This window comes from Allorhizobium sp. nf9_anc, from assembly GCF_056323085.1.
Genome location: NZ_JBWHZM010000002.1, coordinates 205,610 through 219,874, shown reverse-complemented (window position 1 = coordinate 219,874; position 14,265 = coordinate 205,610). Strand labels below are relative to the sequence as shown.

10 protein-coding genes are annotated in these 14,265 nt (G+C 57.7%); 6 read left to right on the top strand and 4 right to left on the bottom strand.

The window, feature by feature from the left end; genetic code table 11:
• Both traD and traG read left to right on the top strand, forming a co-directional pair.
• Window positions 1-216: a type IV conjugative transfer system coupling protein TraD gene (gene traD, locus AC02Y0_RS23125; protein WP_476384210.1), complete on the top strand. Its 216-nt coding sequence runs from the start codon at window positions 1-3 to the stop codon at window positions 214-216.
• Window positions 203-2,110: a Ti-type conjugative transfer system protein TraG gene (gene traG, locus AC02Y0_RS23120; RefSeq protein ID WP_476384209.1), complete on the top strand. Its 1,908-nt coding sequence runs from the start codon at window positions 203-205 to the stop codon at window positions 2,108-2,110. The genes traD and traG overlap by 14 nt, the downstream gene beginning before the upstream one ends.
• Before the next feature lie 78 nt (window positions 2,111-2,188).
• On the opposite strand, the gene AC02Y0_RS23115 is transcribed toward traG, so the two are convergent.
• Window positions 2,189-2,392 (bottom strand): hypothetical protein, encoded by a 204-nt coding sequence (locus AC02Y0_RS23115; RefSeq protein WP_476384208.1) that lies wholly within the window; start codon window positions 2,390-2,392, stop codon window positions 2,189-2,191.
• 35 nt (window positions 2,393-2,427) lie between these two features.
• On the opposite strand from AC02Y0_RS23115, the gene AC02Y0_RS23110 reads away from it, so the two are divergent.
• Window positions 2,428-2,886: a WGR domain-containing protein gene (locus tag AC02Y0_RS23110; RefSeq protein ID WP_476384207.1), complete on the top strand. Its 459-nt coding sequence runs from the start codon at window positions 2,428-2,430 to the stop codon at window positions 2,884-2,886.
• A 175-nt stretch (window positions 2,887-3,061) separates the two neighbouring features.
• Here the strand turns inward: AC02Y0_RS23110 and AC02Y0_RS23105 are convergent, their stop codons facing one another.
• Complete coding sequence (locus tag AC02Y0_RS23105) at window positions 3,062-10,711, bottom strand: DUF5801 repeats-in-toxin domain-containing protein (protein WP_476384206.1); 7,650 nt, start codon at window positions 10,709-10,711, stop codon at window positions 3,062-3,064.
• Between the two features lie 292 nt (window positions 10,712-11,003).
• Window positions 11,004-11,312 carry a DUF736 domain-containing protein gene (locus AC02Y0_RS23100; RefSeq protein WP_476384205.1) on the bottom strand — a complete coding sequence of 103 codons (309 nt, stop codon included), beginning with the start codon at window positions 11,310-11,312 and terminating at the stop codon, window positions 11,004-11,006.
• 609 nt (window positions 11,313-11,921) lie between these two features.
• Between AC02Y0_RS23100 and AC02Y0_RS23095 the strand changes: the two genes are divergently transcribed.
• Entirely contained in the window at window positions 11,922-12,176 is a 255-nt protein-coding gene (locus tag AC02Y0_RS23095; RefSeq protein WP_476384204.1) for a hypothetical protein, read from the top strand.
• Between the two features lie 194 nt (window positions 12,177-12,370).
• On the opposite strand, the gene AC02Y0_RS23090 is transcribed toward AC02Y0_RS23095, so the two are convergent.
• On the bottom strand, window positions 12,371-12,682 hold the full coding sequence (locus AC02Y0_RS23090) for a DUF736 domain-containing protein (protein ID WP_476384203.1): 312 nt from the start codon (window positions 12,680-12,682) through the stop codon (window positions 12,371-12,373).
• Window positions 12,683-13,204: 522 nt separating this feature from the next.
• On the opposite strand from AC02Y0_RS23090, the gene AC02Y0_RS23085 reads away from it, so the two are divergent.
• Entirely contained in the window at window positions 13,205-13,381 is a 177-nt protein-coding gene (locus AC02Y0_RS23085; protein WP_476384202.1) for a hypothetical protein, read from the top strand.
• A gap of 133 nt (window positions 13,382-13,514) precedes the next feature.
• Complete coding sequence (locus tag AC02Y0_RS23080) at window positions 13,515-14,213, top strand: DUF6088 family protein (RefSeq protein ID WP_476384201.1); 699 nt, start codon at window positions 13,515-13,517, stop codon at window positions 14,211-14,213.
• Window positions 14,214-14,265: the final 52 nt, after the last annotated feature.

Below are 14,265 nucleotides of genomic sequence, written 5' to 3'. Positions count from 1 at the left end.
ATGGCCAGAACCGTAGCCAGTGACGTCCGCAAACAAGACACCCGGCAGAAGATTGCGCTTGGCGGCCTGATCGTGAAGGCCGGTCTTCGCTATGAAAAGCGTGCCGTACTCTACGGCGCACTGCTCGAACTTGCCCAACGCCTCAAGTCGGACCAGGAGGAACGCGCACGGCTGATGTTGATAGGCTCGGAGGCCTTCGGCCATGACAGCGACTAAAACCGTGCTCGTCATCGCCCCAGCGATCACCCTGGCCGGGGTCATGCTTTACCTCGATGATGTTGCTCTTCCCCTCCAAGACCTGGCCATAGCGTCGGGCGGACGGATGGCGATCGAGCGGATCGGCAGTGCGCTTCCCGGTCTCGCTGTCGCAGGTCTTGGGATCATCATCCTTCTGGCGACAGCGGGTTCGAGACACATCAAGTCGCTCGCATGGGGTGTTGTCGTGGGCTGCGTGACCGCGGTCTGCATCGCAGGCTTATCGGTTCTTCTGCGTCTTATCCCTGTAGCCGGACAGCAGGCTCTGGATCTGTCCAGTCTCGTTCAGATAGAACCAGCAAGCCTGGCGGGCGCGACTGCAATCATCATGGCCGGCGGCTTTGCGCTCAAGGTCGCAATTCTTGGCAACCGAGCGTTCGGCACTCGAGCACCGCGACGGATATCTGGCAGACGCGCCTTGCATGGAGAGGCAGACTGGATGTCGATGACCCAAGCAAAGCAGCACTTTGCCGAAACAGGCGGCATTGTCATTGGTGAAGCTTACCGCGTGGACCAGGACAGCGAGGCAGCCCGTGCATTCAGGGCCGATGATAAAGCGAGCTGGGGGCAAGGGGGCAGGGCATCGCTCCTGTGTTTCGATGGCTCGTTTGGTTCGTCACACGGCGTTGTCTTTGCGGGTTCTGGTGGCTTCAAAACGACCTCTGTCACAATCCCGACGGCGCTGAGATGGGGCGGAACACTGATTGTTCTTGATCCCTCCGGCGAAGTCGCGGCCAAGGTCCTTGAACACAGAAAGGAGGCGGGGCGACGGACCGTGGTCCTTGATCCGCGCCACCCCGAAACAGGGTTCAACGCTCTCGACTGGATCGGACGGTTCGGCAATACGAAGGAAGAGGATATCGCCTCCGTCGCCTCCTGGATCATGACGGATAACGGGCGGGCAACCGGTGTGCGCGATGACTTCTTTCGCTCGTCAGGACTTCAGCTGCTGACTGCAATGATTGCCGATGTCTGCCTGTCGGGCAGAACGCCACAGCAGATCCAGACGCTTCGGACCGTACGCGCAAATCTATCTGAACCAGAGACACAGTTGCGCAAGCGCCTGCAGGACATCTTTGCCAATTCGGCCTCCGATTTCGTCAAGGAAAATGTTGCAGCTTTCGTCAACATGACGCCGGAAACCTTCTCCGGTGTCTATGCCAATGCGATCAAGGAAACCCATTGGCTGTCTTACGAGAACTATGCAGCGCTGGTCTCCGGATCGGCATTTGCTACCGATGATATCGCATGCGGCGACAAGGACGTATTCATCAATATCGACCTCAAGACACTTGAGACCCATTCAGGTCTGGCACGGGTGATCATCGGTGCCCTGCTCAACGCGATCTACAATCGCGATGGCAAGTTGCAGTCTCGCACACTCTTCCTGCTCGATGAGGCAGCCAGGCTTGGCTACATGCGCGTTCTGGAAACGGCAAGGGATGCAGGCCGCAAATACGGCATCACGCTTGTCATGATCTATCAGTCGATCGGCCAGTTGCGCGAGACCTATGGCGGCCGCGACGCCTCAAGCAAATGGTTTGAAAGTTCGAGCTGGATTTCCTTTGCAGCCATCAATGATCCGGAAACCGCAGAATATATCTCCAGGCGCTGCGGCACCACGACCGTGGAAATCGACCAGGTAAGCAGAAGTATTCAAGCGCGAGGCAGTTCGCGCACGCGATCAAAGCAGCTTGCCGCCCGCCCACTGATCCTGCCGCATGAGGTGCTTCTCATGCGAACCGATGAGCAGATTGTCTTCACGGCCGGCAATCCCCCCCTGAGATGTGGGCGCGCGATCTGGTTCCGTAGGCAGGATATGAGACAGTGTGTTAGCCCGAAAGCAAAGGCTTGATGAGCGCAGCCTTGGCCGAACGCCTTCAACAGCCGGAGCATATGGCGTGCCTAGAACATCAGTTGGGTGACATCAGCTTCAATCACTGGCCATAAACAGAAGTTCCTGGCGGGAACGAAAGCCCGACTTGTAAAGGCCAACCAGAACGGATGCGAGGATTGTGGCTTCCGGGCTTTTCGTGTCGACCTGGGCCTTGCGACAGAGCTCAACCATCACGTCGTGCAAGACATACAGCGCCTCAGGCCCGATGGCCTCGTCATCATCGAAATACGGCGCCTGCAAGAATTCCCTCCATCTTTCCCCTGATGCCAGTGTCGATGAAGATCACATGGCGTCAACAGCAAAAACACGGCTGTGAACCGCGAACACCCATCAGAATCGTGAATCGGTCATGCTCCACCGATTCAAAACTCTCGTTGGACGTCGTCGACCATCCCACTAATCATCACCCCATGATCACACAGCCTTATAAAATCTATTGTGAACGTCTTGATCCGAACCGCAACATGGCGCGCTACTACAAGATGGAGATAGCGCGTGACCTCTTCGGGCAGACATGTCTGATGCGCAGCTGGGGACGGATCGGAAAACGTGGCCAGCTCAAGCAGCACCATTTCACCGAGGAGCGGGAAGCAGTTGGACTGTTTCTTGAGATCCTGCGCAAGAAGCGTGGACGCGGCTACAGGCCTCCGCCGATTGACCGAACCAACCGGTCTCTTGGCCCCGATCATCTATTTTTTGATCGCGCCGCTTCGGCGTCGTCAACTGACGCATGATCGAAGGTTTTTGTGCCCGGCTTCGCGATTGCAAGGCATAACAGTACAGGCTTCCACATCCTGTCCCAAAGTGCTCCCCTGCCTTCTGACGATACGCAGCGTTCCGTCCTATCTCTGAGCATAAAAAAGAAGGGGCCGTCACCGGCCCCTTCCATTCACCCTGCCTCGGCTAAAGTCAGTCAAGCGTGACAGCAGCGTGCTTGTCGTCAAACAGGATCTTGACCGCCGTATCATGGTTCTGAAGCACGACCACATCTTTCCAGCCATGGTCTGCAGTCTGAACGCTGACGGTCGTGTTTCCGTCTACGACGGCCGCACGCATATGTGAGCCTGCAGTTTCTGCCGTCAGCTGCTCACCAAGCAGGCTATCCAACAGAGCCGTCACATCAAGCACATCACCATCTTCCGCATTGTAATCGGTGATCACATCCGCGACGTCCATTTCGTCGAGTGCGGTCTTGTCGAACACAAATGTGTCCGCACCCTCACCGCCAGTCGTCACCACCTGACCCATACCGCCATGCAGGACATCGTCCTGATCGGTGCCGAACAAGGTGATGCCCTCAGTGCTATCCGAAACGAACATCGGGGCGATGTCCTCAGGACCAAAGTCGAGCAGGAAGAATTCCGCACCATCCTCGGTGAAGTCGAGGCGCGACAGTTCCGGAGTGGGCTCCTGTTCCACCGTGATCTCAAGCATCCCCTTTGCGGTGTCGCCGTCGCCATCGACGACTTCAAAGCCGATCCTGATCGGTTCGTAGTCGTTGGCTTCATTGGCAACCGGCGCCATCAGTTCGAAGGTGTAGGACCCATCCTCGAAAATCTTGAGGACAGCAGCGTGCTGCCCAGATTGCTCACCTGTTGCCAGGAAGGTTGTGACGCCGTTTTCAGAAGGCGCAACCACATCCCAGACAACAGCTTCAACGAGGCTCACCTCACCAGGAGACTGCATGTAGCGAACCGAGAAGGCACCGCCACTGATCGAAACCGACTTCAGACCATCAGCACCAGCTCTGAACAGAGCGCCCGTTTCCCCAGTGGCCTGTGTGCCCAACTCATCATCAAACGTTGCCGATACGACCACCATCTCATTTGCAATCGGTGTGTCGTCGTCGACCCTGACCCAGAGATAGCTCTGAGCTGTGTCGCCATCGCCGTCCTTCACTTCATACATCAGCTGGAAGACAACGTCGTTTTCGTTAGAGCCTGCAGGATGCTGAACGACGCCGTTTTGCGTGATCGCATACTTGCCGGTCTCCTGGTCGATAACCGCCGTATAGACCAAGGCACCGAACTGCTTGACGAACAGCGTCTTGCCACCGTCTTCAACTTCAAACGTGAAGCCCTTGGCATTGGCGTGCACAAAGCTGCTGGCCAACCAGGAAATGGAAGCCCCGACCTTGTCGGCACCGAACGAGAAGTTCACTGTGCCGCTTGCGTTCTCCGGCGTGTTTTCATAGTCGCCGATACCGCCGAGATTGCCGCCTTCCAGATTTTCATCGTCAAGCCAGACAGTCGTGCTCGGCCGTGCTGTCGGAACACCATCCGTGACCGTCAGTGAAAGCTGGCCGGCATCCTTGTCACCATCGCCATCGATGACTTCAAAGCCGATCGAAATCGTCTTGTCGCCAGCGCTTTCGCCGGTGTGGACAATCGGAGCCTTCAGCTCGAAGCTGTAAGAGCCATCCGCATTGATTTTCAGAACTGCCGCTTCCTGGCCGGACACAGCACCCTTAGCTACGAAGGTCGTCGTGCCAGTCTCAGACTTGTTGCCCTCGCCCCACTTGACGGCTTCACTCACCGAGACGCCTGCCTGCTTGTAGTAAACCTCGAAGGCACCGCCGCTGATCGACACCGACTTCAGCCCATCAGCACCAGCACTGAACAAGGCTCCCGCAACACCATTGGCCTGTGCGCCAGAGCCATCGTTGAGCCCACTCGATGTGACGACGACATCATTCGCAATCGGCGTGTCATCGTCGACCCTGACCCAGAGATAGCTCTGCGCTGTGTCGCCATCGCCGTCCTTCACTTCATACATCAGCTGGAAGACAACGTCGTTTTCGTTAGAGCCAGCAGGATGCTTGACGACGCCGTTTTGCGTGATCGCATACTTGCCGGTCTCCTGGTCGATAACCGCCGTATAGACCAAGGCACCGAACTGCTTGACGAACAGCGTCTTGCCACCGTCTTCAACTTCAAACGTGAAGCCCTTGGCATTGGCGTGCACAAAGCTGCTGGCCAACCAGGAAATGGAAGCCCCGACCTTGTCGGCACCGAACGAGAAGTTCACTGTGCCGCTTGCGTTCTCCGGCGTGTTTTCATAGTCGCCGATACCGCCGAGATTGCCGCCTTCCAGATTTTCATCGTCAAGCCAGACAGTCGTGCTCGGCCGTGCTGTCGGAACACCATCCGTGACCGTCAGTGAAAGCTGGCCGGCATCCTTGTCACCATCGCCATCGATGACTTCAAAGCCGATCGAAATCGTCTTGTCGCCAGCGCTTTCGCCGGTGTGGACAATCGGAGCCTTCAGCTCGAAGCTGTAAGAGCCATCCGCATTGATTTTCAGAACTGCCGCTTCCTGGCCGGACACAGCACCCTTAGCTACGAAGGTCGTCGTGCCAGTCTCAGACTTGTTGCCCTCGCCCCACTTGACGGCTTCACTCACCGAGACGCCTGCCTGCTTGTAGTAAACCTCGAAGGCACCGCCGCTGATCGACACCGACTTCAGCCCATCAGCACCAGCACTGAACAAGGCTCCTGCGACGCCATTGGCCTGTGCGCCAGAGCCGTCGTTGAGCCCACCCGAGGTGACGACGACATCATTCGCAATCGGCGTGTCGTCGTCGACCTTGACCCAGAGATAGCTCTGCGCTGTGTCGCCATCGCTGTCCTTCACTTCATACATCAGCTGGAAGACAACGTCGTTTTCGTTAGAGCCAGCAGGATGCTTGACGACGCCGGTCTGCGTGATCGCATACTTGCCGGTCTCCTGGTCGATAACCGCTGTGTAGACCAATGCGCCAAACTGCTTGACGAGCAGCGTCTTGCCACTGTCTTCAACTTCAAATGTGAAGCCTTGGGCAGGAGAATGAACAAAGCTGCTAGCCAACCAGGAGATGGACGCCCCAACCTTGTCGGCACCGAACGAGAAGTTAACAGTGTTGATCGGGTTTACAGGCGTACCTGGATAGTCACCCAACCCACCAAGATTTCCATCGGCCAGATCCTCATCATCAAGCCAGACAGTCGTGCTCGGTGTTGCTGTCGGAGCACCATCCCGGACGGTGAGAGAAAGCTGGCCACCATCCTTGTCACCATCGCCATCGATGACTTCAAAGCCGATCGAAATCGTCTTTTCGCCAGCGTTTCCGCCTGTGTGGACAATCGGAGCCTTCAGCTCAAAGCTGTAAGAGCCATCCACATTGATCTTCAGAACTGCCGCTTGCTGGCCAGAGACTGCGCCCGTTGCCACGAACGTTGTCGCACCGTCCTCGGACTTCGTGCCTTCACCCCACTCAACGGCTTCGCTCAACGTGACGTCAGCCTGTTTGTAGAATACCTCGAATGCTCCACCGCTGATGGAAACGGACTGCACGCCGTCAGCACCCGCGGTAAACAGAGCGCCTGCCAAACCGGTGGTGGTGCTCGTCAGCGGCGTATTGGGATCCTGCAGTACTTCCGTCGCATTGACCACGGTCTTGGCGACGGGCGTGTCATCATCAACCGAGATGACCACGGCGCCGACTGCCTTGTCACCGTCACCATCGGTCACGGTGTACGTGAAGACGAGCTCGGTATTGTCTTCGCGGACACTGGAGACAGAGTGTCCGACCGGTGCATTCAGCGTGAACTTGTAAGACCCGTCCGCACGGATGATCAGCTCGGCCACCACCTTGATGTCTTCACCGCTACCGACCGTTGCCTTGAACGTGGTAACCCCACCTGCGCTGCGAACGCCTTCACCCCAGTTGGCTGACTGCTCTACTGCAAAGCCATCATCGTCCCGGCCGAGCACTGAGAAAGCGGGCAGACCGACCGAGATCTCGGACAGACCATCAGCCCCCATCTTGAACAAGGACCCCTTGCCACCCGAGACCGTCTTGATGTCATCTGGAACGTCTCGGCTGCCACCAGGGTTCACAGGTGTGAACTCTGTCTGTGCTTCGTCATCGAGGGCAGCGGTAATGGTCAAATCGACCAGCGGCTCCGGCGTGTCGTCATCGACCTTGACCGACAGCGAACCGGAAGACGTGTCCCCATCGCCATCAACCACCGTGAACTCGAAGCGAAGCGTCTGTTCTTCCTCAAAGCCCGATGCAAGCGGCTTCTGCTCCGGATGAGCAAGAGGAGCCTTCATCGTGAAGGTGTAGGAACCATCTGGGCCGATCCGCAGAACAGCGGCACCTTCCGGTGCACCGTAGTTCTCACTTATCGCAACGAAGATCGAGGAGCCGTCTTCACCCGGGGCGCCCGAAACCCACTCAACTTCTTCGGTCTGGGCAAAGCCTTCGGCGTCCTTGAAAACGACGGCAAAAGCCGGGCCCACGATCGATACGGACTTCAGTCCATCAGCCCCTGCACTGAACAAGGTCCCCGCATTGCCGGAAACCGAGCTGCGGTTTGTGGAAACATCCGAACCACCGAACGGCCAGTTCGCACCGTCATTGCCCTTGAAGACAGCCTGCGCCTCGTCATCGAGCTGACGTGCAACTTCGACGTTCTTGGCAACAGGTGTGTCGTCATCGACGTTCAACGAGAAGGTACCGGTTGCGACGTCACCGTCCTTGTCCGTCACATTGTAGGAAACCGTGAATGCAACGTTGTCTTCCGTACCCGGGATGGTGCCCTGCGGATGTTTTACCGGAGCGAGCTGCTTTATCGTATAGGCACCTGTCAGCGTGTCCGTGATCGTGACCTGGACCACGGCGACACTCTGACCGTCCTGGGTCTGGGTGATCGTCATGACCGTGCCATCTGCGGAAGACGTGGCAAGGAAACCACTGGGAACAGTCACACCATTCGAAGCCCAAAGGACCGAGGCCGTGCCATCAGCACCGCCGCTGTGCGCAAGCATGCCTGTCAACGTCGCGGTCTCAGCGTCATCGGCATTGCCGTCCGCAATGCCGTTTGGCAACGCGTCGTCATCCAGCTGGACCAAAGTGTTGGTGCCAACCGTCGGCGCGTCGTCATCGACGTTCAACGAGAAGGTACCGGTTGCGACGTCACCGTCCTTGTCCGTCACATTGTAGGAAACCGTGAATGCAACGTTGTCTTCCGTACCCGGGATGGTGCCCTGCGGATGTTTTACCGGAGCGAGCTGCTTAATCGTATAGGCACCTGTCAGCGTGTCCGTGATCGTGACCTGGACCACGGCGACACTCTGACCGTCCTGGGTCTGGGTGATCGTCATGACCGTGCCATCTGCGGAAGACGTGGCAAGGAAACCACTGGGAACAGTCACACCATTCGAAGCCCAAAGGACCGAGGCCGTGCCATCAGCACCGCCGCTGTGCGCAAGCATGCCTGTCAACGTCGCGGTCTCAGCGTCATCGGCATTGCCGTCCGCAATGCCGTTTGGCAACGCGTCATCATCCAGCTGGACCAAAGTGTTGGTGCCAACCGTCGGTGTGTCGTCATCGACGTTCAACGAGAAGGTACCGGTTGCGACGTCACCGTCCTTGTCCGTCACATTGTAGGAAACCGTGAATGCAACGTTGTCTTCCGTACCCGGGATGGTGCCCTGCGGATGTTTTACCGGAGCGAGCTGCTTTATCGTATAGGCACCTGTCAGCGTGTCCGTGATCGTGACCTGGACCACGGCGACACTCTGACCGTCCTGGGTCTGGGTGATCGTCATGACCGTGCCATCTGCGGAAGACGTGGCAAGGAAACCACTGGGAACAGTCACACCATTCGAAGCCCAAAGGACCGAGGCCGTGCCATCAGCACCGCCGCTGTGCGCAAGCATGCCTGTCAACGTCGCGGTCTCAGCGTCATCGGCATTGCCGTCCGCAATGCCGTTTGGCAACGCGTCGTCATCCAGCTGGACCAAAGTGTTGGTGCCAACCGTCGGCGCGTCGTCGATCACATTGACTGTAAAGATCGAGGACGCCGTGTCTCCATCGCTGTCCTGGGCGGTGAAAAGCAACTTGATGGCGAAAGTATCCTTAGTCGTCTTGTCTGGATGATCGATAGCGCCGACGAGATCGAATGTGTAGGATCCGGTACCCGCATCCGACAGATTGACTATGAATACGGGTTTGCCCGGCACATCATATTTTGATTCGTCAGATCCAGCAGCAGCAGCGCGTGCAGCGTCGATGGGGCCCTCCTCACCGCCATCGGGCTTACCGAAAGGCTTATAGGCAATCAGCGTCGTGCCATTATTAGTGAGCACGTAAGCGAGTTCGACACCATCAGCTTTCAGATTCTGCTCTTCGAGTGCCTCAACGCTTGCAGCTGTGAAGGCGACACCACGATCGTTCACAGTGCCTGTAAGACCTGCATTCCCGCCTGCATTGCCGTCGTCTGCACCCCACCGGATGCCCAGGGATCCTGTGTCGGATGACTTGGAGGAGAGCTCCGCGGAAATGGCCGTCTTGACAACCTGCTGCTCGACCGGCGGCATGTCGTCGTCATCGCCGAGATCACCGTCGTCGACATTGCCGTTTTCCAGATAATCCTCGTCAACAGCACCGTCTTCAGCCGGGACGAAAGAGACAGCATCGTCCTGCACATCGATATTGAACGTGCCGTCGGCGAAGTCGCCGTCGAGATCTGTCACCCTGTAGGTGAAGCTGAGGCGCAGCAGATCCTCGAGATTGTCCTGCGAGCCGTTCTGGCCGGCGTCTGGATGCTCAAGCTTGCCGAAGAGTTCGAAGGTAAAGTCACCGGAGGCGCGGTCCACGCTGATCGTGAAGACAAGCCCACCCGCGGAGTCGCGGCCTTGAAGAGCGAGAAAGTCCGGGCCAGTGTCCACCGCCGGAACGCTCGTCACCGTGATCGGACGACCGCCAGACGTAAAGCCCGTCAGAACCTTCAGACCATCACCTTCGTCGACATCGGATGCGCCGACAAAGCCGATAGCGGAGATGGCGCCGGAGTCCGGGCCTGGATCGAAAGGCAAAGTGCCTGTGATGATTTTCTGACCGTCGCCACCAGCAATGACAGCTTCATCATAGATGAAAGAGCCTTCCAGAGCGGTGATCGACGGCTGGCCATCCCCACCGAAGGTTGCTACCGTCTGCAGTTCATCCTCAAAGCTCGTGTCACCAAGCAGATCGGTGAGAGCGAACTCTTCCGGGCCTGCCTCGATCGGGTCGTCATTGAAGTTGCGGCTGCCGTCCGGCGTGCCTTGAGCGGAGAACGTCCCATCCGGGCCGGCTGCGACGTTGATGTTCGAGCCTTCGAGGGCTGCGAAGAGCGCGACCTGCGGAAGCTCGACATCGCCGATCACGAAGGTCGGGATGTTGGCCGCACCGCCGAGAACGACGATCTCGGTGCCGTCGGCGAGGACGAGAACCAGGTTCTCACCGTCGACTTCGAATTCCAGGTTGTCGAGTTCGATGCCCGCCGGCAGCGTCACGACATTCTGTTCGTTCGGCTTGACTTCGGTCGGGATGGTTGCCGCCGCAACTTCAACCGGAGGCGTCTCAGCCGGCAGGCGGTCGGTGCGGGTGGCGTCAGGCGTTTCAGCCTGAGCGACCTCGATGCCGCCTACGGTCTCGCTGGCGTAACCCAGATGCTGCTCAACCGCAGAGTCGAAATCGTCAGCTGCGGAAGTATTGTCGATGCTGGACAGGCGCGGATCTTCGATGGACATGGTAACTCACCCCTTAACAAGTTGATCGCAGTTAAATCGCGGTCCCGGGGCGGGCGCAAGAGTTCGTTAACCCTCAAAGCATAACGGGTTATGCCAAAAGCGACCATTGTTGAAAATGGGGTTAATTTCGGAGGCAAAAATCGTTGTATTTCCGGGATTTATTCAAATTTTATCGAAATCTGTCTGAAGCGCATCTTGGGGAAAAGCAAGGCGTGATCGCGCCCACGTCCTGTCGCAAGCCTCAGAATGGAGAGGAGAGCCCCGCCTCTTTTCAGGGCGGGGCTTTGCAACCTCAGTCGCGGCTCGACCGAGACCAGATCAGCTGAAAGCCATCTTCACCTTCCCCCTCGCTCAGCGTTGCATAGATCGGCGCTGGAAAGCTTGGATCGTCGAGCTTGACCGAGAGGTAGTCGCGCCCTTCGCCGGAGGTCTTTTGCCAGGCAGCGCCGAATTCAACGCTTCCAGCATAGACGCGAAACTGGGGACCTTTGTCGGAGGGGTTTTCAACCCGGGCGATCCGGGCCTTGACGTTGAGGGTAAGGGTGCGAATGGAACCCGCAAAACCGGTGTCGCTGGGTGTGAATGTGCCGATGGTTGCCATTATCCTAGTCCTTTTTCGTTTTTGGGGCCGCGCCAATCGCAGCCTCGATGTCAGTAAAGAAGACCGGGGAGGGTGGACCGCACCCGGCCGGGACCCACTGCAAATAAAGCCGTGGGATGACAATTGGGCCGCAACAGAGGGGAGGATCGCAAGAGACAGATTTGTCAAAGGGCAGGCGAGGGCTACGCGGACTTCAGCAAATCTGCTGATGACGTTGCGTCATTTAAAATCGAGGGACACAGCCGCGACAGGGCATCCATCCTCGCGACCGCGGGAAAGCAGACGGGTTAGTAAGTCAGCTGACGCCCCAACCAGCTTCACTGACCCAATTCGCTCGAAGTCCACGCAAGAGCCGGTCGTACTTATCGACGACACATGGCACAGCATTCGATCAACTAAGAGGGCTCCGGCCACGCGAAAGCCTCCGGCTCGCGGCGCATAAGCATATGCGGCCGCCCGGCACACGACACCGTCCCTAAGCAAAAGGCACCCGCACAACCTGTGGGGGATTTTTTCTCCCCCAGTCGCTTGACGGCTTAGTGCAAATTCCATCATATTAAAAATTACCCCACAGATTTGGGGGTCCGACGTCTCGTGGGTGGGCAGACTGTGGCAATTCAGGGCATTCAGATCTCGAGCCTTGTGGAAACAATCATCAAGGGCCAGAGTTTCCTGTGTTTCGACGTCAGTTTGAGTGGGCATCTGATCTCGACGATCAGCGTGCGGCATCAGAGCGGTATTTTTGTCTGGTCTGAAGCCCGCGCCTATGGCTTCGAAGACTTCGACCGATCGGATTACCAGGCGATCGAGCAGCAAATTCGTGCAAGCTGGACCAGCAGAGCCAGACAAGCCCAAATCCACTAGAACAACAAAGCTATGTCTGCGTGGCGACTGTTGCGCTTGTTGCCGCAAGACCAAAGGTCGAACCAAAATGCAACCGAGCTGCACAGACGCCGCAGATCGTTTCCTCGTTGCACTGCACGACCGAGACGGCTTGAGGTACTTCCTTCAACAGCTGGAACGGGGGAGCCCCGCCTTTTCGGCGGGGCCCGGCGAGCTCAGTCTCGATTGGTGCGCGACCAGATCAGCTGGTAGCTATCCTCACCATCGACCTCCGTCATCGTCGCGTAGATCGGGGAGGGGAAGCTTGGATCATCAAGCTTGACCGAGAGGTAGTCCCGGTCGGTCTCGCTCGAGCGCTTCTGCCAGGCAGCGCCAAGCTCAACCGAACCCGCGAAGATGCGAAACTGTGGGCCCTTGTCGGAGGGCTTCTCGATGCGGGCGATGCGCACCTTGACATTGAGGGCGAGTGTGCGGATCGAGCCGGTGAAACCGTTTTCGGTGGAAGTGAAAGTGCCGATGGTAGCCATTGTCCTATTCCTTTTCGCTTGATCGGGTCGCTCCATTGCGGCCTCGATGGCAGTCGAAAGGCCGGGGACGATCGGACCGCACCCAGCCGGGGCCCTGTCGCATACGCGGCGGGGTGGCGATCGGGCCGAAACACCGTGGAGGGCGGTAATTGAGACCGTTTCTTGCCGCGCGAGGAATGGCGACACCCGGGGCTCCCCGCTTGCCCTATCAAGTGGGGTGGGTGGTGGCAGGGGATGAAACTGTTTCAAGCTCCGTTGCGGGAGGACGAGCGAGGCGCAGCCGCTCCCCGGGCAGACCTGCCCCATCGAGCCCGCAGATGGAGTATTCACAAGCGGGCAGGGAACCGGACACTGGCAATCCCACCGGCACATCACGGCGAAGCTCATTCACCAATGCCGCTCAAACTGACCTTGAATTGGGTGGGGATATCAAACGGCGCAGCCGCCCTTCGGCTAAGGCCTTCTTGTTCAAGAATGATGTCGCGATAAGCTTGTCTCAGCGATTCTGCGCCTGGGGGAAAAATGCGTCAGCAGACCAAGTCATTCACCGTCGAAGTCAAGCAGTCCCGGAAGCTGAAATCCGGAAAAGAAAAGTCGTCGATCTGGGGCAAGCTGGATTTGAGCGTGGCTGAAGATGGCGCTGTGCCGACAGACCATCCCGATATGCCACTCCCCTCCGATGGGCGAGATCCGAGCTAAACAGCCAGCACATCCAACTCGATAGGCCGCATCGCACTTCTAACAGGAGGCCACGCGTCAGAACTATGTCACCCGGCAGGGACCACTGCCTGTTGAGGCGCTCGAACATCAGGAACGAGCTATTGGAGAATACATGCAGCAGCAGATGACAGGAACAGCCCAGCTTGTTTATTCTCGGATCAGCGCCGGCGCTCCGTCGGGTGTCTGGTCTCGCTGCGATTTCCTCGATCTCGGTGCTTCACATGCGGTCGAAAAAGCACTTCAGCGCCTTACAATTCGTGGCGAGATCCGCAGGCCATCTCGCGGCCTTTATGACAAACCCGCGCTTGACCCTGTGACGGGGAAATGGGTTTTTCCACCACCGCTTTCCTATGTTGACGCTATTGCAAGGCGGGACAATCGCGCATTCCTGGTCGATGAAGTGACGGCCGCCCATGACCTTGGTCTCACACCTTTCAGACCAAGTTTGACGACGATCCATGGGAACACGCATCCCCGGATGCTGAAGATCAACGTAGCCCGCGGTTACCGCAACAGCACGGCGCCTATCATCTATAAGTTAGCCTTCAAGAAGTCCTCGACAAGAACTGCGTTCTTCTGGGCAGGCCGCCCCCCTATGCGCATCATCCAAGCCTTTCACTGGCTACTCGACGAGCGTCGCGACCTCGAAAGAGCAACACATGAAATGCTACACAAACTCAATGATCATCCTGATCGGCAAGCCATCGCGGATGATTTGCGCTCGAACTTCAGCATGCTGCCTGACTGGATGCAGCCGGCTATGCTGCAAATCGCTGAGGCGTTTCCATTGCAAGGTGGATCGAGCCCCTGATCTTGTCGATGGCGGGGAGCTAAGCTCTATGGCGGTCGCTTCAACAAGAAGG

Excerpts from the sequence above, each read along its gene's own strand:
- traD (WP_476384210.1), top strand. The coding sequence starts at position 1 with ATGGCCAGAACCGTAGCCAGTGACGTCCGCAAACAAGACACCCGGCAG.
- traG (WP_476384209.1), top strand. The coding sequence starts at position 203 with ATGACAGCGACTAAAACCGTGCTCGTCATCGCCCCAGCGATCACCCTG.
- AC02Y0_RS23110 (WP_476384207.1), top strand. The coding sequence starts at position 2,428 with ATGAAGATCACATGGCGTCAACAGCAAAAACACGGCTGTGAACCGCGA.
- AC02Y0_RS23105 (WP_476384206.1), bottom strand. The coding sequence starts at position 10,711 with ATGTCCATCGAAGATCCGCGCCTGTCCAGCATCGACAATACTTCCGCA.
- AC02Y0_RS23100 (WP_476384205.1), bottom strand. The coding sequence starts at position 11,312 with ATGGCAACCATCGGCACATTCACACCCAGCGACACCGGTTTTGCGGGT.
- AC02Y0_RS23090 (WP_476384203.1), bottom strand. The coding sequence starts at position 12,682 with ATGGCTACCATCGGCACTTTCACTTCCACCGAAAACGGTTTCACCGGC.
- AC02Y0_RS23085 (WP_476384202.1), top strand. The coding sequence starts at position 13,205 with ATGCGTCAGCAGACCAAGTCATTCACCGTCGAAGTCAAGCAGTCCCGG.
- AC02Y0_RS23080 (WP_476384201.1), top strand. The coding sequence starts at position 13,515 with ATGCAGCAGCAGATGACAGGAACAGCCCAGCTTGTTTATTCTCGGATC.